Origin of the sequence: Acinetobacter sp. UBA3461 (assembly GCF_002381195.1) — a bacterium.
Lineage (GTDB): Bacteria > Pseudomonadota > Gammaproteobacteria > Pseudomonadales > Moraxellaceae > Acinetobacter > Acinetobacter schindleri.
Window position 1 is genome coordinate 86,301 of the sequence record NZ_DFRO01000025.1, and the last position, 21,529, is coordinate 107,829.

General features: G+C 42.3%; 17 protein-coding genes and 1 riboswitch. Of the genes, 12 read left to right on the forward strand and 5 right to left on the reverse strand.

Features of this window, described 5'->3' with window-relative positions; translation table 11 throughout:
- Positions 1-68: 68 nt before the first annotated feature.
- From catA to B3D47_RS06010, 3 genes are all read right to left on the reverse strand, one after another.
- Complete coding sequence (gene catA, locus B3D47_RS06000; RefSeq protein WP_004894948.1) at positions 69-989, reverse strand: catechol 1,2-dioxygenase; 921 nt, start codon at positions 987-989, stop codon at positions 69-71.
- Positions 990-1,151: 162 nt separating this feature from the next.
- Complete coding sequence (gene catC / locus B3D47_RS06005) at positions 1,152-1,442, reverse strand: muconolactone Delta-isomerase (protein ID WP_004809440.1); 291 nt, start codon at positions 1,440-1,442, stop codon at positions 1,152-1,154.
- Between the two features lie 23 nt (positions 1,443-1,465).
- Positions 1,466-2,575 carry a muconate/chloromuconate family cycloisomerase gene (locus B3D47_RS06010; protein ID WP_004894944.1) on the reverse strand — a complete coding sequence of 370 codons (1,110 nt, stop codon included), beginning with the start codon at positions 2,573-2,575 and terminating at the stop codon, positions 1,466-1,468.
- Positions 2,576-2,689: 114 nt separating this feature from the next.
- On the opposite strand from B3D47_RS06010, the gene B3D47_RS06015 reads away from it, so the two are divergent.
- From B3D47_RS06015 to B3D47_RS06025, 3 genes are all read left to right on the forward strand, one after another.
- A complete protein-coding gene (locus B3D47_RS06015; protein WP_103800653.1) occupies positions 2,690-3,604 on the forward strand; it encodes a LysR family transcriptional regulator in 915 nt (304 codons plus the stop codon).
- Positions 3,605-4,019: 415 nt separating this feature from the next.
- Positions 4,020-5,390, forward strand: coding sequence for an MFS transporter (locus tag B3D47_RS06020; protein ID WP_253170715.1), 1,371 nt, complete (start codon positions 4,020-4,022; stop codon positions 5,388-5,390).
- A gap of 111 nt (positions 5,391-5,501) precedes the next feature.
- Entirely contained in the window at positions 5,502-6,836 is a 1,335-nt protein-coding gene (locus tag B3D47_RS06025) for a DcaP family trimeric outer membrane transporter (protein WP_286860598.1), read from the forward strand.
- Positions 6,837-6,874: 38 nt separating this feature from the next.
- On the opposite strand, the gene B3D47_RS06030 is transcribed toward B3D47_RS06025, so the two are convergent.
- On the reverse strand, positions 6,875-8,287 hold the full coding sequence (locus B3D47_RS06030; RefSeq protein WP_286860602.1) for a PLP-dependent aminotransferase family protein: 1,413 nt from the start codon (positions 8,285-8,287) through the stop codon (positions 6,875-6,877).
- A gap of 186 nt (positions 8,288-8,473) precedes the next feature.
- On the opposite strand from B3D47_RS06030, the gene B3D47_RS06035 reads away from it, so the two are divergent.
- The 5 genes from B3D47_RS06035 to B3D47_RS06055 all read left to right on the forward strand — a co-directional run bounded on the left by B3D47_RS06035 (position 8,474) and on the right by B3D47_RS06055 (position 13,825).
- The gene (locus B3D47_RS06035; protein ID WP_004894933.1) at positions 8,474-8,641 is read left to right on the forward strand and encodes a hypothetical protein; all 168 of its coding nucleotides are present in this window, start codon (positions 8,474-8,476) and stop codon (positions 8,639-8,641) included.
- 258 nt (positions 8,642-8,899) lie between these two features.
- Positions 8,900-10,555, forward strand: coding sequence for a long-chain-fatty-acid--CoA ligase (locus tag B3D47_RS06040; protein ID WP_005222219.1), 1,656 nt, complete (start codon positions 8,900-8,902; stop codon positions 10,553-10,555).
- 316 nt (positions 10,556-10,871) lie between these two features.
- Positions 10,872-11,894: a flavin reductase family protein gene (locus tag B3D47_RS06045; protein ID WP_286860606.1), complete on the forward strand. Its 1,023-nt coding sequence runs from the start codon at positions 10,872-10,874 to the stop codon at positions 11,892-11,894.
- A 27-nt stretch (positions 11,895-11,921) separates the two neighbouring features.
- Positions 11,922-13,085, forward strand: a complete 1,164-nt coding sequence (locus B3D47_RS06050) for a fatty acid desaturase family protein (RefSeq protein WP_286860609.1) — start codon at positions 11,922-11,924, stop codon at positions 13,083-13,085.
- Between the two features lie 389 nt (positions 13,086-13,474).
- Positions 13,475-13,825: a hypothetical protein gene (locus B3D47_RS06055; protein WP_048881061.1), complete on the forward strand. Its 351-nt coding sequence runs from the start codon at positions 13,475-13,477 to the stop codon at positions 13,823-13,825.
- Between the two features lie 81 nt (positions 13,826-13,906).
- Here the strand turns inward: B3D47_RS06055 and B3D47_RS06060 are convergent, their stop codons facing one another.
- Positions 13,907-14,617, reverse strand: coding sequence for an HAD family hydrolase (locus B3D47_RS06060; protein WP_286860612.1), 711 nt, complete (start codon positions 14,615-14,617; stop codon positions 13,907-13,909).
- A gap of 282 nt (positions 14,618-14,899) precedes the next feature.
- Between B3D47_RS06060 and B3D47_RS06065 the strand changes: the two genes are divergently transcribed.
- The 4 genes from B3D47_RS06065 (at position 14,900) to uca (ending at position 21,149) form a co-directional block, all read left to right on the forward strand.
- Positions 14,900-15,793 carry a LysR family transcriptional regulator gene (locus B3D47_RS06065; RefSeq protein ID WP_004894919.1) on the forward strand — a complete coding sequence of 298 codons (894 nt, stop codon included), beginning with the start codon at positions 14,900-14,902 and terminating at the stop codon, positions 15,791-15,793.
- A 203-nt stretch (positions 15,794-15,996) separates the two neighbouring features.
- Positions 15,997-16,108: riboswitch (guanidine-I (ykkC/yxkD leader) on the forward strand.
- A gap of 28 nt (positions 16,109-16,136) precedes the next feature.
- A complete protein-coding gene (locus tag B3D47_RS06070) occupies positions 16,137-16,874 on the forward strand; it encodes an urea amidolyase associated protein UAAP1 (protein WP_286860615.1) in 738 nt (245 codons plus the stop codon).
- A 15-nt stretch (positions 16,875-16,889) separates the two neighbouring features.
- Positions 16,890-17,540 (forward strand): urea amidolyase associated protein UAAP2, encoded by a 651-nt coding sequence (locus B3D47_RS06075; RefSeq protein ID WP_286860617.1) that lies wholly within the window; start codon positions 16,890-16,892, stop codon positions 17,538-17,540.
- Positions 17,541-17,543: 3 nt separating this feature from the next.
- Entirely contained in the window at positions 17,544-21,149 is a 3,606-nt protein-coding gene (gene uca, locus B3D47_RS06080; protein ID WP_286860619.1) for an urea carboxylase, read from the forward strand.
- The last annotated feature ends 380 nt before the right edge of the window (positions 21,150-21,529 follow it).

A 21,529-nucleotide genomic window follows, 5' to 3' on the forward strand; every position in this document is an offset into this window, starting at 1 on the left:
CTCCGACTTTCCAAGGAGGGGAAGTCATCGGGATGAATCTAATGATTACACCCCGAATCCATTTTGCATTAAGCGCTTGCGCGGCGACGATCAACTTCAGTAGAAGGTGCGTCTGCTTTTTCTTTCACAAGTTCAATATCAAATTGAATATGTTTGAAAGGACCTTTCAAACCACGTTTTGCAATTTCAGCTTCATCAGTTACATCAACCGCAGTTGCAACCAGGCCTTCACGGGTAGCGAATGCAAAGTCATCCCACAGGTACTGGTCGCCTTCGATGTTGAACTGAGTTGTCAGCTTGCGGTAACCCGGTGCAGAAACGAAGTAATGCACGTGTGATGGACGGTTACCGTGACGGCCTAACTTGTCCAGTACGAATTGAGTCGTGCCTTCTGGAGGACAGCCATAACCTACTGGCATAGTGGTTAAAGCCACATATTTACCATCCTGGTCGCTGAAAATAGAACGGCGCAGGTTAAAGTCAGACTGTGACTTGTCAAAGAATGAGTAGTTACCCAGACTGTTGGCATGCCAAACTTCAACTTTGGCACCTTCAATGATATTGCCGTCAGTATCTTTAACTGTACCTTCAATGATCAGTGTCGGAATTTTGCCTTCTTCAGAGCCATCATCCATACGGGCAAAGCCGACAGATTCAGGAGCACCCGCCACATATAACGGACCTTCAATTGTACGTGGCGTACCGCCCGTAATGCCTGCTTTAGCATCTGCTTCATCAGCACGTAAGTCTAAGTAGTGTTCCAGACCCAAACCTGCAGCCAGTAGGCCTAATTCATTGGCTTGACCGGCATCGGTAAAGTATTCCAGACCTTTCCACAGTTCTGACTGAGAAATATCAAGATCTTCGATCGCTTGGAAAAGATCACCTAGCAGGCGCACAACGATTTGCTGTACACGCTCGTCTACAGGGCCTGTGGCTGTATCCACGTTCATTTGTTTAACTAATGCATCAATTTGTTGACGGTTCATACTATTGCTCCTTAAGTATGTCTGTTTATTGGTGGCTGTTGTTTCAATCCTTATGGCTGAAACTTGGCTGCCACAGTCCTTTGTTAATTACCCTCTGAATACCCTCATCGGATGTGTTCAGATTTGACCGACCTGGCATGTTCCAGGTCTGGGTCATTGTGATCAGGTGTCATCTTCCCGGATTGAAGAAGGGTGGCGGTTTAGTGCCATGATTTCGATATCCATATATGGATACAGTGGTAAGCCCTGCAAAATGTTGTGCAGCTCTTCGTTACTTTCCACATCAAAAATACTGATGTTTGAATACTGGCCTGTGATGCGCCAGATATGGCGCCATTTACCTTGGCGCTGTAAATCCTGTGAATAGGCTTTTTCAACAGCCTTGATTTCGTTGGCCTTCTCGGCAGGCATATCCAGCGGGATATTTACATCCATACGTACATGAAACAGCATGTCTCACTCCTCAATCTAATTGCTTATTTACGGCGTAAATTGTCGATCTTGTCTTCATCCAGCTGAATACCCAGACCGGCACCTTGCGGCAGATGCAGCTCAAAATTCTGGTATTGCAGTGGTGTTTTCAGAATTTCTTCAGTCAGCAGTAGCGGGCCGAATAGTTCAGTACCATATGCCAGATTCTCAAAGGTCGAGAACAGGTGAGCGGATGCAATTGTTCCTACTGAACCTTCCAGCATGGTGCCACCATACAGGTCAATCCCTGCAAGGTTAGCCACTGTCGCGACATCACGGCCTTCCAGCAAACCACCTGATTGCGCCACTTTAATTGCAAATACCGAAGCTGCATTAGTACGAGCCAGCTTATAGGCAGTGCTTGGCCCCATCAGTGATTCATCGGCCATAATGGCAATATCAAAGCGACGGGTCAGACGTTGCATGGCATCAATATTGTCAATGGCACATGGCTGTTCAATCAGATCAACACCACCATCTTGCAATAACTGAATGCCTTTTATCGCTTCCAGCTCTGACCAGGCACGGTTTACATCCACACGGATCGAAACGTCGTTGCCTAATGCTTTTTTAATTGCCAGAACATGTTCAACATCTGCTTCTACTGGACGTGAACCGATTTTTAGCTTGAAGAAATTATGGCGTTTTGCAGCCAGCATCTTTTGTGCTTCAGCAATGTCTTTTTCAGTATCGCCAGAAGCCAGTACCCAGAGGACCGGTACGCCATCACGTAAACGACCGCCTAGCAGTTCAGAAAGTGGTAAACCTAAACGCTGCGCCTGAATATCCAGCAGGGCAGTTTGAATGGCACATTTCGCAAAACGGTTGCCATTAATATTTTTTTTGATTGCTTGTAATGTCTGTGCAACATTTAAGCCTGATAATGTTTTTAAAAGCGGTACAAAATAAGTATCAATATTTACTTTGACACTTTCAGGGCTTTCATCACCATAACCTAAGCCACCGATCGTTGTTGCTTCACCCCAACCGATGTAACCATCTTCAGTGGTGATTTTGACCAATACCAGGGTCTGGGTTTGCATCGTCGCCACTGCCATCTTGTGAGGACGAATGGTTGGAATTTCTACCAGCAAGGTTTCAACTGACTTATACATAATACGGGTTCACATTCTTGCTTTAATGCTTTGACTTGATATACCTTAAAAGAATCATAAATGGCTGTCGAAGACCATTTTTGCATTTTATTATATTTAAAAGGTATGCACGTTATGGAGCTCAGACATTTAAGGTATTTTGTAGCAGTAGTTGAAGAGCAAAGTTTTACTAAAGCTGCAGAGAAACTTTTTATTGCCCAGCCCCCATTAAGCCGCCAGATTCAAAATCTTGAGGCAGAACTTGGTATTGCGTTATTTGAGCGTGGCAGTCGACCACTTAAAACCACTCAGGCTGGGTATTTTTTCTACCAACATGCGGTAAAAATTCTGGCCAATGCTGAAGAAGTGAAGTCCATGACCAAGCGTATTGGTATGGTAGAACGCACGGTTACCATGGGTTTTGTTGGATCTCTGCTTTATGGATTGCTGTCGCGCATTGTCTACTTATATAGGCAGCAACAGCCACACCTGAAAATTGAACTGGTGGAAATGACCACCATGGAACAGGTTAAGGCACTGAAAGAAGGGCGTATAGATGTTGGCTTTGGGCGTTTACGCATTTCTGATCCGGCATTAAAGCGGGTGCTGTTGCGTGAAGAACGTCTGGTACTCGGTGTACATTCCAGCCATCCTTTATCTTCCCATAATAAAGGAATATATCTTGCTGATATTGTTGATGAAAAATTATTTCTCTATCCTAATCATACCTCTCCAAGTTTCGCCACCCAGGTACAGGGATTATTTTCAGAATATAATCTGGAACCACAACATGTCCGGATTGTAAGGGAAATTCAGCTGGCGCTGGGGCTGGTCGCAGCGGGTGAGGGTGTATGTATTGTACCGGAAAGTGCTCATTCGATTCAGTTAGCTCACCTTAACTATATCCCGATTCTGGACGAGAGTGCAGTCAGTCCGGTTTTTCTGACTATGCGCAATATGGACGAGAGTGAAGACATCATGTCCTTATTTGATTGTATTTACCAAGTGTATGATTTGGAAGCAATTAAATATGATAGAAACAGTTTTTAGATATGTATTTATCCCTGACTATACCGCGCCTTAGACTTAAGTTTAAGGCTTGGGCGGAGTTTTCTCCTTACCCTCTAAAAAAAGTATGCAGCGATCTACGACTTTAGTGCAATCGGGAAATTTTGATAAAGAAGAAAATTTTAAATCTTCCTTTTATACCTATTTTGTTTGATTGCTGATCAAAGTGCTCTGACATTCAACCTTTTAGGTTCTTTCATACCCTAAACCTATATAAAAACCAGGTATTTCAGCCAGCAAACCCGATTTATGATGAAAACATCGGTCCTGGAAGGTCGATTCTGCCTGTAAACAACTTTGAAGGTATAGATATAGATATATTCGGTTTTGGACATTTATCCAGCCATGCTGCATTGTTGCTCCATTAATTGGAACGTTGCATTTGCAGGAGGCAAAGATGGAAGCAACCAAAGTCAATATCAATACATTAATTGATGAAGCGAAATTTACACCATTTCACTGGGGTGTTCTGATCTGGTGTTTGATCATTATTATTTTTGATGGCTATGACCTGGTGATTTATGGAGTAGCCTTACCATTATTAATGCAGGAATGGTCTTTAACAGCGGTACAGGCAGGGATGTTAGCTAGTACTGCCTTGTTCGGCATGATGTTTGGTGCCATGAGTTTCGGCACGCTGTCCGACAAAATCGGGCGTAAGAAAACTATTATGCTCTGTGTGGCAATTTTTAGCGGATTTACCTTCCTGGGGCCATTCGCCAGCTCACCGGTAGAGTTTGGAGTTTTACGTTTTCTGGCTGGTCTCGGCATTGGCGGAGTTATGCCAAACGTTGTAGCGCTAATGACCGAATATGCGCCTAAACGTATCCGTAGCACCTTGGTTGCCCTGATGTTTAGTGGTTATGCGATTGGCGGTATGACGTCTGCACTTTTAGGTGCATGGCTGGTACCACAGTTTGGCTGGCAGATCATGTTCTATATTGCCGGTGTTCCTTTATTGGCTTTACCGTTAATCTGGAAATTCCTGCCTGAATCGTTGATGTATCTAACCGTCAAAAATCAGACTGTAGAAGCACGAAACATCATTAAAAAGATTTCACCTGCTCAAGATGTTACAGAAAATTCTCAATTTGTCCTGAACGAAGTGAAAAAGGGTGATGAAGCGCCATTAAAAGCATTATTTCAGAAAGGTCGTACATTCAGTACCTTCATGTTCTGGATTGCTTTCTTTATGTGTCTGTTGATGGTGTATGCATTGGGAAGCTGGTTACCAAAGCTGATGATTCAGGCGGGTTACTCATTGGGTGCCAGTATGATATTCCTATTCGCCTTGAATATTGGCGGCATGATTGGCGCAATTGGTGGGGGTTATCTGGCTGATAAATTCCATATCAAAAAAGTGCTGACCATTATGTTCCTGTGTGGTGCATCTGCCTTAATTCTGCTTGGTTTTAACAGCCCGCAGTTTGTACTTTATACCCTGATTGCAATCGCTGGTGCTGCAACGATCGGTTCACAGATCTTGTTATATACCTTTGTTGCACAATATTACCCATCTACTGTGCGTTCTACCGGAATGGGTTGGGCATCGGGAATTGGTCGTATTGGTGCCATCGTTGGACCCGTTTTGACAGGTGCATTGCTGACAATGGAACTACCACACCAAATGAACTTCTTTGCCATTGCGATTCCGGGCGTGATTGCAGCGCTGGCCATTTTTCTGGTGAACCTGAGAGCTTCTGTAGATGGTGAGGTCCTTGAAACCTCTGAATCGAGCGAAGCCATACTTGCCAAAGAAGCGAATTAATAAAGAAAATATCAGTTAATAAAGTAAATATTTCAATGGAATAGGTCACCATCATAAGTGGTGGTGACCGGTTGCTGGAATTAAATTGCACAATAAAAAAGCGAGTTTAGGATGAACATGTCGCAATTCACTAATCAACAATCAATCAATAATTCAACCTTCAAACGTAAAGTTTTGATGAGCATGATGGCAATAAGTATAGGCGGTATCAGCCTGTCAGCTATAGCGCAAAGCACAGCTCAATCCAGTCAGGATGAAATCGAGCAGTTACGTCAGGAAGTCAAAGCCTTGCGTGCCATGATTGAACAGCAGCAGTCTCGACAAGTTACATATACAGCACAGGCAACAACACCGGCAGCTATAGCACCAGCAGCCAAACCGGTCATGAAACTTGCTAGTGGTGCTGAATTCAATCTTTACGGAAATGTCCGTGCCGATGCCTCTTATCAGGCTGAAGGCGGTTCAGCAACACGTATGTATAACCAGATTAATGCTGTTCCACTTGAGGGTGTAGGCGAGCGCAGTGATGAGTTTAAATCGACACTTTCTGCAACCCGTCTAGGGATGGACTTTAAAGCTCCTGTAGGTGCTGGGTACAAAGCCCTGAGTGCTAAAGTTGAAGTAGATTTCCTTGGTGGCGCAGGTCTGGATAATTTACGTATCCGTCATGCTTATATGAGTTATGCCAACTGGCTGATTGGTCAGACCTGGTCAAACTTTGCTATACCGGATTATATGCCAGAAACTGTAGATGCTTTGGCCTATGCAGGTGGTGCAGTAAAGCGTACGCCTCAGGTTCGTCATACCAGTACCTTTAGTCCTGCTACCAATCTGGTTCTTGCAGTAGAAGATCCAAAAGATGCCACCATTACTGGAATCAAACAGCGTTTGCCTGCCTTAACCGCGCGCCTAAACCATAAGTTTGCTGATAATCTTAGCGTCAGTGCCCGTGCCATGGGGAATGAAAAGCGTGTCAATGAAGATGAAGAAATGGCATGGGGTGTAGGTCTGGGTGCAAAATATGAAGTTGTACCGGGTACTACTTTAAAAGCCGATTACTACCATGTTAAAGGTGATAGCAGCTTTGTGTCTTATGCCAATCCTGGTGTAGTTAGAGCGACGAACGGGGATCTTTTACAGAGTGAGTTCGACTCGATTACTGTCGGTTTAACCCAGCAGTTTAATGACAAGTTACGTGGTACCTTGGGCTATGGTTATATGAATTTCGAGCAAGATAATGGATATGTTACTGCTACCGCGAATCCAACAGCAATTAACAAGGATCTTTGGCAGGCATGGGCAAATGTGTTCTATAGTCCAATCAAACCTTTAAGTTTTGGCCTAGAATATGTCTATGGTGAACGTGAAGCATTAGGTGCAGCCACGAATGGTAGCACTAAGGGTGAAGATAACAGGATTAACGCCGTTGCAATCTATAGCTTTTAATACTTCTCAGATTATATTTTGAAAAGCGTGAACCCAGTTTACGCTTTTTTATTGTGTTCAATTTGATCGATGATCTGTTCTACAGCTCGAGCAAGTTCATCTGTCCATTCAAAAGAACAATTTAATCGAATAAAGTTCTGTGCTGCATGTTTAGGCCTGAACAGCAGACTCGGTGCAATGGAAATCTTCTGTTCAAGCAAATCTGTATAGAGCTGCTGCGAATCCATATCTTCAGGCAGCTCTACCCACAAAAAATAGCCCGTTGGATAATAGTGAATCTTACAGTCTTCAGGTAATCTGGCTTTGAGTTTCTGATAAAAACGTTTTTTGTTCTGATTTAAATGACGGCGCAAACTACGCAAATGCTTTTCATAATGATGATGTGCAACAAAATCTACCAATGTATTCTGTAAAAGCGGACTCACACTCAGGGTACTCATCAACTGTAGATGTTGAATAGCATTGGAATATGGGCCTGCAAAGACCCAGCCGACCCGTGCACCCATGCCTAGTGTTTTAGAAAATGAACCACAGTGCAGCACCATATTGTGCTGGTCGAAATATTTCACTGGAACCGGTTTTTCCTTGCCAAAGTTCAGTTCTTGATAAACGTCATCTTCAATCAGATGCACCTGATACTGAGCTAAGCACTGTGCAATATTTTCTTTGATTTCTGTAGAAACTGTGTAGCCAATCGGGTTCTGTGCGTTCAACATCAGCCAGCAGACTTTGATCGGATATTGTTTCAGGACTTTTTCAAAAGCTTTCAGATCAAAACCACGTTCAAGATCATCAGGAAGAGTAATGACATTTAGTCCCAGTCTTTCAGCAGCTTGCCAAGCCCCATAAAATACGGTTTCCTGTAAAAGAATATAATCTCCCGCTTGGGTGAGCGCCTGTAAAGACAAATTTAGAGCATCCAGCGCACCAGATGTAATGACAATGTCATCTGAATGGCATGATATACCTTGTAATTGATAACGTCCGGCAATAATCTGGCGCAGCTCCAGATTACCCGGTGGCATATTTGGATGATTCAGATAGCTGTTTTTACGTTTGGAATGCTGGGATAATAACTGCATAAATTTGCTATTAAATAGCAGTTCAGGATTGGGGAATGCCGATCCCAACGGGATCATATCTGCTGCTTGGGTATCTTTGAGATAGTTAAATACCACCGAATTGATCTGTATTTTCTCGTGAGCTGCTAATGTTTCTTTAATGGAAGTTATTGCAAGACCAGCACGTTCTGCAATGTAATACCCGGATTTATCTTTGGCATACAGCCAGCCTTGTGCCTCAAGTTCCTGATAGGCATTTAATACTGTCATCAGGCTATAACCGGAAAGTTCAGACTGCTCACGCAATGAAGGGAGTTTGTTATGGGCTTTCCAGATGCCGTCCTCAATCATATGACGAATACTGAGCGCGAGTTTTTCAAATTTATACATACATCAAGAAAAATAGAAAAATGGAAATTTACCTGCATATATAGCATATTTAGTCAGGTTAAATATAACAGTTGGAGCAGTTATGATTTATCTGTTATATTTTTTTAGGCAGTATTTGTATCTACTCATTTTTTGCAATCGGGCTGAAAATAAGGATAGTCCCTAAATCCAGCGACAGGTGAGCATATGACTCCAGACGAACAGAAAAAAGCACCGAAATATGCAGACAGCAGTATTTCTGATGAAGCTTTCAAAAAGATGATTATTTGGTTCGCTATTTATGCAGGGTTGTTTTGTCTGGGGGTGGTTTTAGTGGTCAACGCTGATAACCTGTTCTTCTCAGGACTCAAATAATAAAAAATCCCGGTTTAATGACCGGGATTTTTATTCATATAATTATTCCATTATAAAAAATGATAGTTTTTGATATTTTCATAGACGCCGTAGTTTTTGTCACATTTTGCTACTTGCTTTCATATTTTTCCTTGCTAGATTCAAGCAAGTGATGCGTTTATTTTGCAGTGTCTGCTAATCTGCGCATCATGCTTAAATAAAAATATTTAAAAATCTCGACAACAATATGGACGTATAACAAGGATAAAGGAGCACAACATGCTTGGAAATATGATGTTTCAGCCCTTACTGATCAGCAGCATGATTGAACATGCAGGACGCTATCATGCCGATACTGCGGTAATTTCAAAAAATACTGATCTCAGCATGACTCATACGACCTGGGGCGAAATTCGTAACAATGCCAAACGTTTCGCCAATGTGCTGAATCAGCTGGGACTGCAACATGGCGACCGTGTCGCGACCATTGCATGGAATAACCATCGTCATCTGGAATCCTGGTATGCCATTTCTGGAAGTGGATTTGTTTGCCACACGATTAATCCACGTTTATTCCCGGAACAGTTGGTATTTATTATTAATGATGCATCAGACCGCGTAATCCTGTTTGATAAAACCTTTGTACCCTTAATTAAAGCCGTCAAACCGATGCTAAGCAAGGTAGAGCACTTTATCTGTCTGGATGCAAAAGATGAGGCTATCCTTGAAGCTCTTCCAGATGTGAAATTCTATGATGAGCTGATTGCCGATCAATCTGATGATTTTGATTGGCCTGTTCTCAATGAAAATGCAGCAAGCTCACTGTGTTATACCTCTGGAACTACAGGTCATCCAAAAGGTGTTTTATATAGTCACCGTTCAACGACATTACATAGTTTTGCGATCAGTTTGCCGGATTCACTGAATGTATCTGCACGAGATATCATGCTGCCTGTAGTACCGATGTTCCATGTCAATGCCTGGGGGACACCATATGCAGCAGCGATGGTCGGCTGTACTTTGATATTGCCAGGCCCAGGGCTAGATGGCGCAAGTTTAGTCAATTTAATTGACAGCTATAAAGTATCAGTTGCACTAGGTGTACCAACGATCTGGCAAGGTTTGATTGCAGCAGCGCAACAGTCGGGTTCCAAGTTAGAAAGCTTAAAACGCAATGTCGTCGGCGGTTCGGCATGTCCGCCTTCAATGCTAAAAGTATTTAAAGAACAGTTTGATTGTGAAACCATTCATGCCTGGGGTATGACGGAAACCAGTCCACTTGGCGCAGCCAATCAGATTAAAGCCAAACATCTGGATTTGAGTGAAGAAGAGCGTTTAGAAATTCGTCTTTCTCAAGGTCGTCCACCATTTGGTGTCGACTTGCGTTTGACTGATGAAGAAAATGGATCGAATGAAATTACTCGCGATGGTGAAACCACAGGCAATCTGCAGATTCGTGGTCACTGGATCATCAATAACTATTTTGGCAAGGAAGAATCTTCTTTAACTGCTGATGGCTGGTTTGATACGGGGGATATTGCCACCTTAAATGAAGATGGCTTTATGAAAATCAGTGATCGTGCCAAGGATCTGATCAAATCGGGCGGAGAATGGATCTCCTCGGTGGAACTGGAAAATCTGGCTATGGGTCATCCGCAAATAGCCATGGCAGCTGTTATTGCTGCACAGCATCCGAAATGGGATGAACGCCCAATCCTGATTGCGATTAAAAAACCTGACAGTCAGCTCACCGAGCCAGAACTGCTGGATTATTTTGCTGACAAAGTGGCGAAATGGCAGGTGCCAGACAAAGTAATTTTTGTCGATGCAATTCCACTGAGTGGTACTGGCAAGATGCTGAAAAAAGACTTGCGTGAAAAGTTCGGAACAGTATTGCTGGATCAGCAAACAGAGCTCAGCCCAGCTGTAGAATAATACCTATAAACTCTGCCAAAATAACAAGGCTGACTACAGAAATGTGGTCAGCCTTTTGCATATTTATAGCCATAAAGCTGATAGAAAAATAGTCAATCCATATAGGCGAACTGGCATGAAATGTCTTTCCGATTTACATGCCGAAAACTAACTTTAATCAAAGTACATCATTTTGTCCGACAAAAAACAGGAATTCTACCGACAGAAACATGATTTGACCCGAATTGACATGGAACGAATTATAAAAGCCTATATTCTGAATGCATAATAAATAGACAGATGTACATTAATTCTGTTTCTGTATGAGGTAATAAAAATGACAAGTATGCAAAGCTACAAGCCTCACTGGATCCGAGAAGACTTCATTGATTTCATTGCTGAAAAAGTTCATCCAACTTTGGCATTGAAAAAAGTGAAGGCAGAAGTGATCAGCATCCAGCTTATTGGCAATGATTTTTATAAGATCCAGTTACGTCCAAATTTCAACTTTCAGGCTAAAAAATTTCAACCAGGACAGAATGTGGCTGTGACTTTAAGGCTGGATGGTATTTTGCATCAGCGTCATTATTCTGTCGTTACAATGCTAAAAAATGGTGATGTAATTATCGCTGTTAAACAGCAGGGTAAAGTATCCCGTGCCTTGAGCTCCTCACAACTGGGTGCTGTGGTAGAGCTTTCACAGCCACAGGGCGAATTCACCCTGCTGAATTCCCCTAAACCCATTTTAATGCTGGCCTCAGGCAGCGGTATCACTGCAATTTACTCCTTGCTGCAAAAAGCCGTAGTGCAGTTTCAGCATCCGATTGATCTGATCTACTTCACCCGTGATGATGCGTTTCATGCTGAAATCAAAACCTTGGCACTGATGCATCCACATCTGAAATATCATCATTTTAATACTGTGGAGCATAAGCAGCATCTCAGCCTACAGTTACTCAACAAGCTGGTGCCTGATTTTGAACAACGTGAAATTTATGCCTGTGGTTCAGCGGCCATGATGAAAACAGCACACCGTATTGCTGAAAAGCTTTCCGTGAAATCCAGTTTCCATTCTGAATACTTCCAGATCGTGGTGGATGAAAAAGTTAAAGCACAACCTGTGCAATTCCAGCGATCGCATCAGGAGTTTCAGGCCAGCTCTACCATTCTGGAAAGTGCTGAACAGGCAGGTTTGCGTCCTGCACATGGTTGCCGAATGGGAATTTGTAATACCTGTTCCTGCACCAAAGTCAGTGGCTCAGTGAAAAATATCTTGACTGGTGAAATCGATCACGAGAGCAATACCCCGATTAAACTGTGTATCTCCCAGGCCGTTAGTCCTGTGGTGATTAATCTTTAATCCCTAGAAAAATAAGAAGGTACTCTCATGAATATGCAAATTGATTTTAAGCGGCACAATAAGACCCAATTTTTAAGCCCTGAACAGATTCAGGAATTTGGTGCCAAGGTGGATGCGATCCGTCGTGAGGTGATGGATGATTTAGGTGAAAAAGATGCTGAATACATCTATAAAATCCGTAATTTTGTCCGCTATAGCGAAATTGCTTCCCGGGGCATGCTGATGGTAGCCGGTTGGTTGCCACCAGTCTGGCTACTCGGTACAGGCTTATTGGGTATTTCCAAAATCGTAGAAAATATGGAACTTGGTCATAACGTGATGCATGGCCAGTTTGACTGGATGAATGATCCAAGTCTGAATGGTTCGTCTTATGACTGGGATACCATCGCCACCGGTGATGACTGGAAATATACTCATAACTATATTCATCATACTTATACCAATATTGTCGGTATGGACCATGATGTTGGTTATGGCCTGATTCGTGTGAGTGAATCGCAAAAATGGGAACCCCGTTTTCTGTTTAATATTCCACTAACAATTCAGTTAATGGTGTTCTTCGAATGGTACGTGGGTCTACAGCGCCTGCATCTGGAAGATGTCATTGCCTACAAAACTAAAACCTGGAAACAGGTTTGGGATGAAGCAGCGCCACTACGTAAAAAGATGCGCCGTCAGGTACTAAAAGATTATGTATTCTTCCCGATTATTGCCGGCCCAAATGCCATTCCAGTATTTACTGGCAATGCAGTGGCCAATGTGATTCGTAGTCTGTGGGCTTCAGCTGTGATCTTTAACGGTCATTTCACGGAAGATGCTGAAACTTTTGAAATGGACAATACAGAAAATGAATCCCGTGCGGAATGGTATCTGCGTCAGATCCGCGGTTCGAGTAATTTCAGTGGTACCGAATGGCTACATATTCTAAGTGGTAACTTGAGCCATCAGATTGAGCACCATTTATTCCCGGACATGCCAGCGAACCGTTATTCAGAAGTGGCACCAAAAATCAAAGCATTATGTGCTGAATATGGTATCCACTATAACGAAGCCAGTTTTATGAAGCAGTTTTCGACCGTTTGGGTTCGCGTTGCAAAATGCTCTGTACCAAACGAATGGCATGCACAAATTGCAGAAAAAGTGCAAAGCGCAAAATCTATATTGAATGGTGTAAAAGCCCAGTTCTTTTAATCACTTTTCTTTAACAGCATCATATTGATGTTTCTTAACCAGTTTGGTACTCCTCAATAACTTTGGATGGGTTATTGAGGATTTTTTTATCTGAGCTTCTTATACATATCAACTTAATTGTAGATTGTCTTGGATCTAGTAATATTAGTTTCAATAAGCTTAAAAAATGCCAATACCTTATCAAATTCAAGTATTTTAAAATATTTGATTCATTAGAATAATTAAGTAATACATTATATTTTATGGATAAAATGTGAAGAATCCTTTTCAAAAAAACACTCATACAAAACAGACTTGGTACGGCTGAAACGCTTTGTCTACAACAACTCGCTAAACTTTAGGAAGGTTCTTTTTATAATGGCGGCGTCTTAACATTCAGGGTCTTAGTTTTGAAATATCTTAAATATTTTTCAGGAATCTCCTTATTATTGCTATTAACCGCTTGTAACACCACTGAAGCGCCAGCTCCAGATTATCAGGGCAACTGGAAGAACACTCTGGAAAATCCAAAACTTGAAAATATCCTGGTAATTGCTAAAAATGGTGAAAATTATCTGATTACCAATACCATCAAAGATAAGGAAACCGGTAAAACAGAGAAAAAGAACCCGATGCCCGCGGCTGTAAATGAAAATGGCATGCTTCAGCTGAATGCAGGGGCAGGAATGGTCGATTTTGTAATTGATGAGAAAACTGGCAACCTTGTAGGGTCAGGTTCAGTCTACCAAAAAGCCAAATAATGCTCTAATCTAATCCGTTTAGAAATAACAACATAGATGTCATGAAATGGAATTATTCATGACATTTATTTATATAGATATTTAAGCAATATGCCCTAATAATTCGGTAAAATCCTGCACAAAATAATTTGCTCTGGCTTTAATCAGCTCGATTTCATGAGCAGAATACTGATCATAAATTGCCACTACCTCTATTCCTGCATTATTCGCAGCTTCTACACCAATTAAAGAATCTTCAATAATCAGGCAATCTTTGGCTTCAATTTTGAAATGCTCAAGAACATTCAGATAAATTTCTGGATGTGGCTTGATGTTCTGGACATTTTCGCGGGTGAGGATTAAGGCAAAATCATCATCAAAGCTGATTTTAGCGTTAATATTTTGATTATTGTCCTGATAACGTTGCACATTGAATAAACTAGTGGTTGTGGTTAAGGCCAATGGAATCTCTTGTTTTTTCAGGGCCTGGATTATAAGTTCCGCCTGAGGTTTTAATTCGACCACATGATCCAGAAGATGTCGTGAAATACTGTAACGGCGGTTTTTGACGTCTTCTTTGTTTAGTTCAAAACCGTATAGTTCTTTTAAATAACCACAATATTCCAGATAAGGATCAGGCAAATGTCGAAAGGCTGTCAACTGTAGATCCCGCTGCTGCTGGATCAATTTTAAATTGGCTTTTATACCGGAAAACTCATAAATCAGGGCAGCATCGACCTGATTCCAAATGCCTACAGAATCAATCAACGTACCATCCAGATCAAAACAGACTAGCTTTTTGTTCTGAAACATGACACTTTTCCCTTAATTTCCACAGTCTATTCTGTGCGGCTGAGTATATAACATGCGACTTAAGTGTTTCAGCTGAAATAAAAGATAAGGGTTATCCATTTTACATGAAGTGGTATTTGATAGAGTTGCATATCGGGTAAACAGTATTTTTATTGCAAAACACATCCTGAATGATCATACAGATAGTTACAAAGTGTTATATTTGGACATTGGCACTAGATCAAATTACGCGGATGATAGGATCCGCCAAAATGATTAAAAAATTGAAGGAAATGTGTTTCTGTGTTTGAACTTGACTGTAAATTGCTTAGCATCTTTTATTATGTCTACAAATTTAAGAACGTCTCCCATGCAGCCGATTATCTGGATATGAGCCAACCGACGGTGAGTAATCTGCTCAATAAAATCCGTCAGCATTATAATGATCCTTTATTTTTGCGTATTGGCAATGAAATGCTGCCGACGGATCTGTCAAAGCAGCTATTTCCTTTGGTCAGTGAAGCGCTGAGTAAAGTCGAAACCATTAATAATTTTACTATTGATTTTGATCAGACCACATCCCAGCAGCGTTTTACTCTGGCGATGACCGATGTATCGCATCTGGTTTTGTTGCCAAAAATTTCACAATATCTGAAACAGCACGCTTCGCATATTCGTCTGAATGTACGTCCAATTACTTCAGAAACCAGCTATCAAATGGCCAATGGAGAAATTGATCTGGCTTTAGGTTTTCTGCCGAATCTGGAAAATGGTTTCTATCAGCAGAAATTGTTTGAACAGTATTATGTGGTGATTGCAGCCAAAGACCATCCACGGCTGGTTGGCGACAGTCTGACTATTGAAGAGTATTTGCGTGAAACGCATATAGATATTGATGCCGGGATGGGACATTACCATATTGAAAACGAATTGCTGAATCTAGAACTCAAGCGAGACATTCTGATGCGCTTGCCAAGCTATTTAGGCGTAGGACTGGTGGTGCAGGAAACCGATGCAATTGCGACTGTGCCTTATTATTTGAGTGAAGTATTACTATCGCGTGGCAATCTCAAGATTTTTAATGCGCCGATTGCATTCCCGACCTATTCTGTGAAGCAGTATTGGCACATGTCCTGTCATCATAAAACCAGTCATCAATGGTTACGCAATATATTGCATGAGATTTTAAGTAAATAATCCTGCAGCTATAGACCCGGACTTAGTCCTCATCTATAGATTTTAAAATCCCGGCCTATGCTGGGATTTTTGTGTTTTGGTGCATCTTGATGCCTATAACAGATTCTTGCACCTGAATTGATCAGTTAAAACCCCAAAAAGTATTACTAAATGGAAAAACAGTATTACTAAATTGGCACAGCCTTTGCATCTATCTATTCAATCATTAAGTGATCTAGGGTTCCGATACATGAAATTTCATGTAGGTCTGCGACCGAGAGTTCACGGCGAAAGGAAACACCAATCGCTACACGGAGGGATAAAAGCCCGGGAGGTAAACCGTAGAAGATTGGGATGGATGCATATGAGCACAATAACTTATCACGAAGATCAAGTCCTTTGGACGGAACGTTTACCGGGTGGACACCACTGGTCAGCACGTATTCAGCGTGGTGCAGTATTACAACTTAAATCTTTAGGCAAAAATGCCAATGTGGCACTGTATTGTGTCAATAGTGAGGACAAACTCGAACGCTATAACATGCCAGACAGCTTAAAAGGGCAACACACGGCATTTTTAAGTACAGGACATATCCTTGCATCTGACCTGGGTCGCGCGATGATTTCCATTGTCAAAGATAATCATGGTTGGAACGATGCCTTTTGTGCACCAAGTACCGCACCGCAAATTGAAGCACAGTTTGGTACGAAGACCTTCCAGGATGCCCGCAACGACATGTACCGTAATGCTAAAGACAGCCTACTTTTAGAGATGACCAAATTTGGTTTATCCGCCACTGATCTTAGCAATACGCTCAATTTATTCTCAAAAGTTCAACCGGATGACAATGGCAATTTAACTTATGTGAAGTGTGACAATACCGACCAAGTAATTGAACTACGTTTTGAAATGGATTGTTTGGTGTTTTTATCCAGCGCACCACATGCCTTAGACAATTCGACTGAATATGCACCTGCCGATATTCAATTATCTTTATTTAAGGCTTTACCTTTAGGCGACAGCGATGTATGTCGTGATTCATGCCCGCAAAATCAGCGTGCATTCCAAAATAACAATCGTTACTACGCATTAAGCGCTTAATTGGGGGAATACAACATGACTACACTTGTGAATTTAGAAAAATCAGTGTTAAGCGAAGTCTGTCCTGCCGGGGAAGCGTGGATGTGCGAAGTCAAAAAAGGCCAGTATTTCCGTATCGTTGATCTCGAAGGCAACCAGGCGGTGGATACTTTATTCATCTCCGCACATAACCCTGAAGAGCGTTATAGCGCAACCGATACTTTGGCGATGAACCGTCAAATTTATCTCGAAAAAGGCACAACGTTATATACCAACTTTGGCAATAAAATTGCCACCATCAACGATGATAACTGCGGTCGCCATGACACTTTAGGCGGTGCCTGTTCATGTGAAAGTAACACGGTGCGTTATGCCCACGACAAATACCCAATGCACAGTTGCCGTAATAATTTCATGATCGCATTGTCGCAACATCCGATTGCGAAAAAGCATGGTCTGAATGTGCGCCATATCGGTCCAAACATTAACTTCTTTATGAATGTACCGGTGACTTCAGACGGTCACTTAAAGTTTGATGATGGTATTTCTGCACCAGGGAAATATGTGGAAATTAAAGCCGAGATGGATTTGATTGTGCTGATCTCGAACTGCCCGCAACTGAATAACCCATGTAATGCCTATAACCCAACTAAAATTCAACTGATTGTGCGTGAAGGCGAGGTATAAAAAATGTTTAATAAAGTTCTCATCGCCAACCGTGGTGCAATTGCTTGTCGTGTCATTCGTACCCTTAAAAAATTAGGCATCCAATCGGTTGCCGTCTATTCAGAAGCCGACCGTGATTCATTACATGTGACTTTAGCGGATGAAGCGGTATTGATTGGCGATGCTCCTGCAAGCCAAAGTTATTTAAATGTCGATAAAATTTTAGAAGTGGCAAAACAAACAGGCGCACAAGCCATTCATCCCGGTTATGGTTTTCTGTCTGAAAATGCGGAATTCTGTAATCTGTGTGAAGCACAAGGCATTGTGTTCTTAGGGCCAAATGCGGAACAAATGAAAGCTTTTGGCTTGAAACACACAGCACGTGAATTGGCAATTCAAGCCAATGTTCCGTTATTGCCGGGTAGTCAACTCTTGGCTGATGAAGCTGAAGCACTGCTTGAAGCGGAACGTATTGGCTATCCTGTGATGCTGAAAAGTACCGCAGGCGGTGGTGGTATCGGTATGCGTTTGGTGTGGAATGCGGAAGAGCTAAAAGATGCCTACGCAACCGTGTCGTATTTAGCGCAAGCCAACTTTAAAGATGCAGGTTTGTACTTAGAGAAATTCGTGCAAAATGCCCGTCATATTGAAGTGCAAATTTTTGGTGATGGGAACGGTTTAGTCTTGGCTTTGGGCGAGCGTGATTGTTCGGTGCAACGTCGTAACCAAAAAGTGATTGAGGAAACACCTGCACCACATTTAAGCGATGAACAACGTGCCTATATTCAAAATGTTGCGATTCAACTGATGCAGTCGGTGAATTACCGCTCGGCAGGAACAGTTGAATTTGTCATGGATACCGACACGCAAGAATTCTATTTCCTGGAGGTGAATACACGTCTGCAAGTGGAACATGGTGTCACTGAGCAAGTCTTTGGTGTGGACTTGGTTGAATGGATGGTGACTTTAGGCAGTGGCGATTGGGTGGCACCTACATCAAAACTTGAGTCTCAAGGTCATTCGATTCAAGTGCGTCTTTATGCCGAAGATCCAATAAAAAACTTCCAACCAAGTGCAGGCTTGCTCACGCATGTTGAATTTGATGCCAATGCCCGTAATGAAACATGGGTAGAAACAGGCTCAAACGTATCGTCTTTCTATGACCCGATGATTGCCAAAATCATTGTGACTGCGGATGATCGTGATTCAGCGATTCAAGCCATGACCGATACACTGGCTAAAACGCAAGTGGCAGGTATCGAAACTAACCTTGAATATCTACAAAACATTATCGACTGCGATGTATTTAAAGCCGGTACGCAAACCACACGTTTCTTAAATAGCTTTGAATGGAAAACCCAAAAGATTGAAGTGCTACAAGCCGGTATTCAAACCGCCGTGCAAGATGTCACAGGGCGTTTGGGTTATTGGGATGTCGGTGTGCCACCTTCTGGTGCGATTGATCCATTGTCGCTCAATGTCGCCAACCAACTGCTTGGCAATGCCCATAACACCGCAGGGCTGGAATGTACACTACAAGGTCCGACCTTAAAATTCCATTGCGATAGCCAAATTGTATTGGCAGGTGGTGATATGCCATCGACTTTGGATGGCGTTCAAGTTCCGATGTGGCAAACCGTGAATGTGCGTAAAGGTCAAATCTTAAAATGTGGCAAAATCGCCACAGGTTGCCGTACTTATATCGGTATTAAAGGCGGTCTGAATGTCCCTGAATACTTAGGCTCACAAGCGACCTTTACTCTAGGTCAGTTTGGTGGTCATGCAGGGCGTAACTTATTGATTGGCGATATGCTGCCAATCACGGCATTTACATCGGATGAAGTCAAAGCTTTAAGCGAAGATCAAATCCCGACCTTCTCAAATACCTGGGAAATTGCGGTGATGTATGGTCCACATGGTGCACCGGATTTCTTTACTAAAAATGATATTGATACCTTCTTTGCCAACGAGTTTGAAATTCACTTTAACTCAAGCCGTACCGGTATCCGTTTGATTGGTCCAAAACCGGAATGGGCACGTCAAGACGGTGGTGAAGCGGGTCTGCATCCATCCAATATTCATGATAATGCGTATGCCATTGGTGCGATCGATTTCACCGGTGATATGCCAATTATCTTGGGACCAGATGGTCCAAGCCTTGGTGGTTTCGTGTGTCCTGCGGTGGTGATCAATTCTGAACTGTGGAAACTCGGTCAACTGAAAGCAGGCGATAAAGTGAAGTTTGTGCCTGTGAGCTACCATCAAGCGAAATTGCTGAATGAAAAATATCATGCGCAATTAACTGCTCAAGATACCCAAGCCGTCATGTTTGATGAATCGTTCTATCCTGAAATCAGCACACTGAAATCTGCCATTTTAGATATTTTAAAAGGTCAAAACGGCACGCCTGATGTGGTGTATCGTCCTGCCGGCAATAACTATATGTTGGTGGAATATGGCGAGTTGGTACTTGATTTAAACCTGCGTTTCCGTATTCATGCACTGATGCAATGGGTCAAAGATCAAAATATTCAAGGCATTATTGATCTAACACCGGGTATTCGTTCTCTGCAAATTCACTTTGACTCGACCCAGCTTGATCAGATTGATTTATTGCGTATGCTACAAGTAGCGGAAGAGCAATTGCCTGATGTGACGGAAATGCAAGTGCCATCACGTACCGTGTATTTACCACTAGCCTGGGAAGATTCGCAAACGCAACTTGCCACTGAACGTTATATGCAAACCGTGCGACCTGATGCGCCGTGGTGTCCTGATAACGTGGAGTTTATTCACCGTATCAATGGTTTAGATTCTAAACAAGCGGTCAAAGACATTGTATATAGCACCAATTATTTGGTGATGGGTTTGGGTGATGTGTATTTAGGTGCACCTGTGGCAACGCCACTTGATCCGCGTCAGCGTTTGGTCACCACAAAATACAATCCTGCACGTACTTGGACACCTGAAAATGCTGTCGGTATTGGCGGTGCATATATGTGTGTCTATGGCATGGAAGGTCCGGGCGGTTATCAGTTTGTTGGTCGTACCACGCAAATGTGGTCACGTTACCGTAAAAATGCAGACTTTGAACAAGGCAAGCCGTGGTTACTGCGTTTCTTTGACCAAATTAAATTCTATGAAGTGTCTGAAGAAGAACTGATGCACATGCGTGAGGACTTTAAAGCCGGTCGTTTAAAACTGCGCATTGAAGAAGGCGTATTGAACTTAAAAGAGTACAATGACTTTTTAACTGAAAACCAAGCATCGATTTCAGCATTTAAATCTGTACAACAAGCCAACTTCGATGCAGAACGTCGTCGTTGGCATGAAGCAGGACTTGCAGAATATGTGTCTGAAAGCCTGGATGCGGTAGATGATGGCGAAGGTGTAGAAGTGCCTGAGGGGGGGTGTGCGGTGGAATCGCATATGCCAGGTTCAATTTGGAAAATTGAATGTCAGTCAGGGGATATTGTGGAAGAAGGGGCAACGCTTGCGGTGATTGAAGCAATGAAGATTGAGATTCCGATTATCGCACCTGAGCGTATGCAAGTGGATGCGATTACCATTGAAAAAGGGCAAACGGTAAAAACAGGACAGGTGTTATTTACGTTGGCGCCAGTAGCTTAAAGAATCCTCCCTAACCCTCCTTTTTCAAAGGAGGGAATTTCCTCTCTTTATTCTTGCGCTATATATAGCTCAGGGTTAGGGAAGATTAAGATCATCCATGGTTTTTTATACTTTGAATATTGGTATTCAGGTTAAATATGTGATCAATTAAAAATAATAACTTTAAATAAATATTCATTTTTAATCCCAGCTCCCTAGGGAGCTGGGATTACCTAAAAAAATAAATGAAGAGTTATTACTAACGTCTACATGTTTGGGTATGCGAGCCAATGCCTCACACAACTATCCAGATTACATATTGGGATAGGAGAAAGGCACGGCTTCGCAAGAATTATCCAAATTACATATTTGGATAATTCGGACCACCAGCACCTTCCGGT

Bases quoted from the DNA above. Each gene is read 5' to 3' on its own strand.
- B3D47_RS06075 (WP_286860617.1), top strand. From the start codon at position 16,890: ATGACTACACTTGTGAATTTAGAAAAATCAGTGTTAAGCGAAGTCTGT.
- catC (WP_004809440.1), bottom strand. From the start codon at position 1,442: ATGCTGTTTCATGTACGTATGGATGTAAATATCCCGCTGGATATGCCT.
- B3D47_RS06060 (WP_286860612.1), bottom strand. From the start codon at position 14,617: ATGTTTCAGAACAAAAAGCTAGTCTGTTTTGATCTGGATGGTACGTTG.
- B3D47_RS06025 (WP_286860598.1), top strand. From the start codon at position 5,502: ATGAACATGTCGCAATTCACTAATCAACAATCAATCAATAATTCAACC.
- uca (WP_286860619.1), top strand. From the start codon at position 17,544: ATGTTTAATAAAGTTCTCATCGCCAACCGTGGTGCAATTGCTTGTCGT.
- B3D47_RS06035 (WP_004894933.1), top strand. From the start codon at position 8,474: ATGACTCCAGACGAACAGAAAAAAGCACCGAAATATGCAGACAGCAGT.
- B3D47_RS06070 (WP_286860615.1), top strand. From the start codon at position 16,137: ATGAGCACAATAACTTATCACGAAGATCAAGTCCTTTGGACGGAACGT.
- B3D47_RS06010 (WP_004894944.1), bottom strand. From the start codon at position 2,575: ATGTATAAGTCAGTTGAAACCTTGCTGGTAGAAATTCCAACCATTCGT.
- B3D47_RS06020 (WP_253170715.1), top strand. From the start codon at position 4,020: ATGGAAGCAACCAAAGTCAATATCAATACATTAATTGATGAAGCGAAA.
- B3D47_RS06045 (WP_286860606.1), top strand. From the start codon at position 10,872: ATGACAAGTATGCAAAGCTACAAGCCTCACTGGATCCGAGAAGACTTC.
- B3D47_RS06030 (WP_286860602.1), bottom strand. From the start codon at position 8,287: ATGTATAAATTTGAAAAACTCGCGCTCAGTATTCGTCATATGATTGAG.
- catA (WP_004894948.1), bottom strand. From the start codon at position 989: ATGAACCGTCAACAAATTGATGCATTAGTTAAACAAATGAACGTGGAT.
- B3D47_RS06050 (WP_286860609.1), top strand. From the start codon at position 11,922: ATGAATATGCAAATTGATTTTAAGCGGCACAATAAGACCCAATTTTTA.
- B3D47_RS06015 (WP_103800653.1), top strand. From the start codon at position 2,690: ATGGAGCTCAGACATTTAAGGTATTTTGTAGCAGTAGTTGAAGAGCAA.
- B3D47_RS06040 (WP_005222219.1), top strand. From the start codon at position 8,900: ATGCTTGGAAATATGATGTTTCAGCCCTTACTGATCAGCAGCATGATT.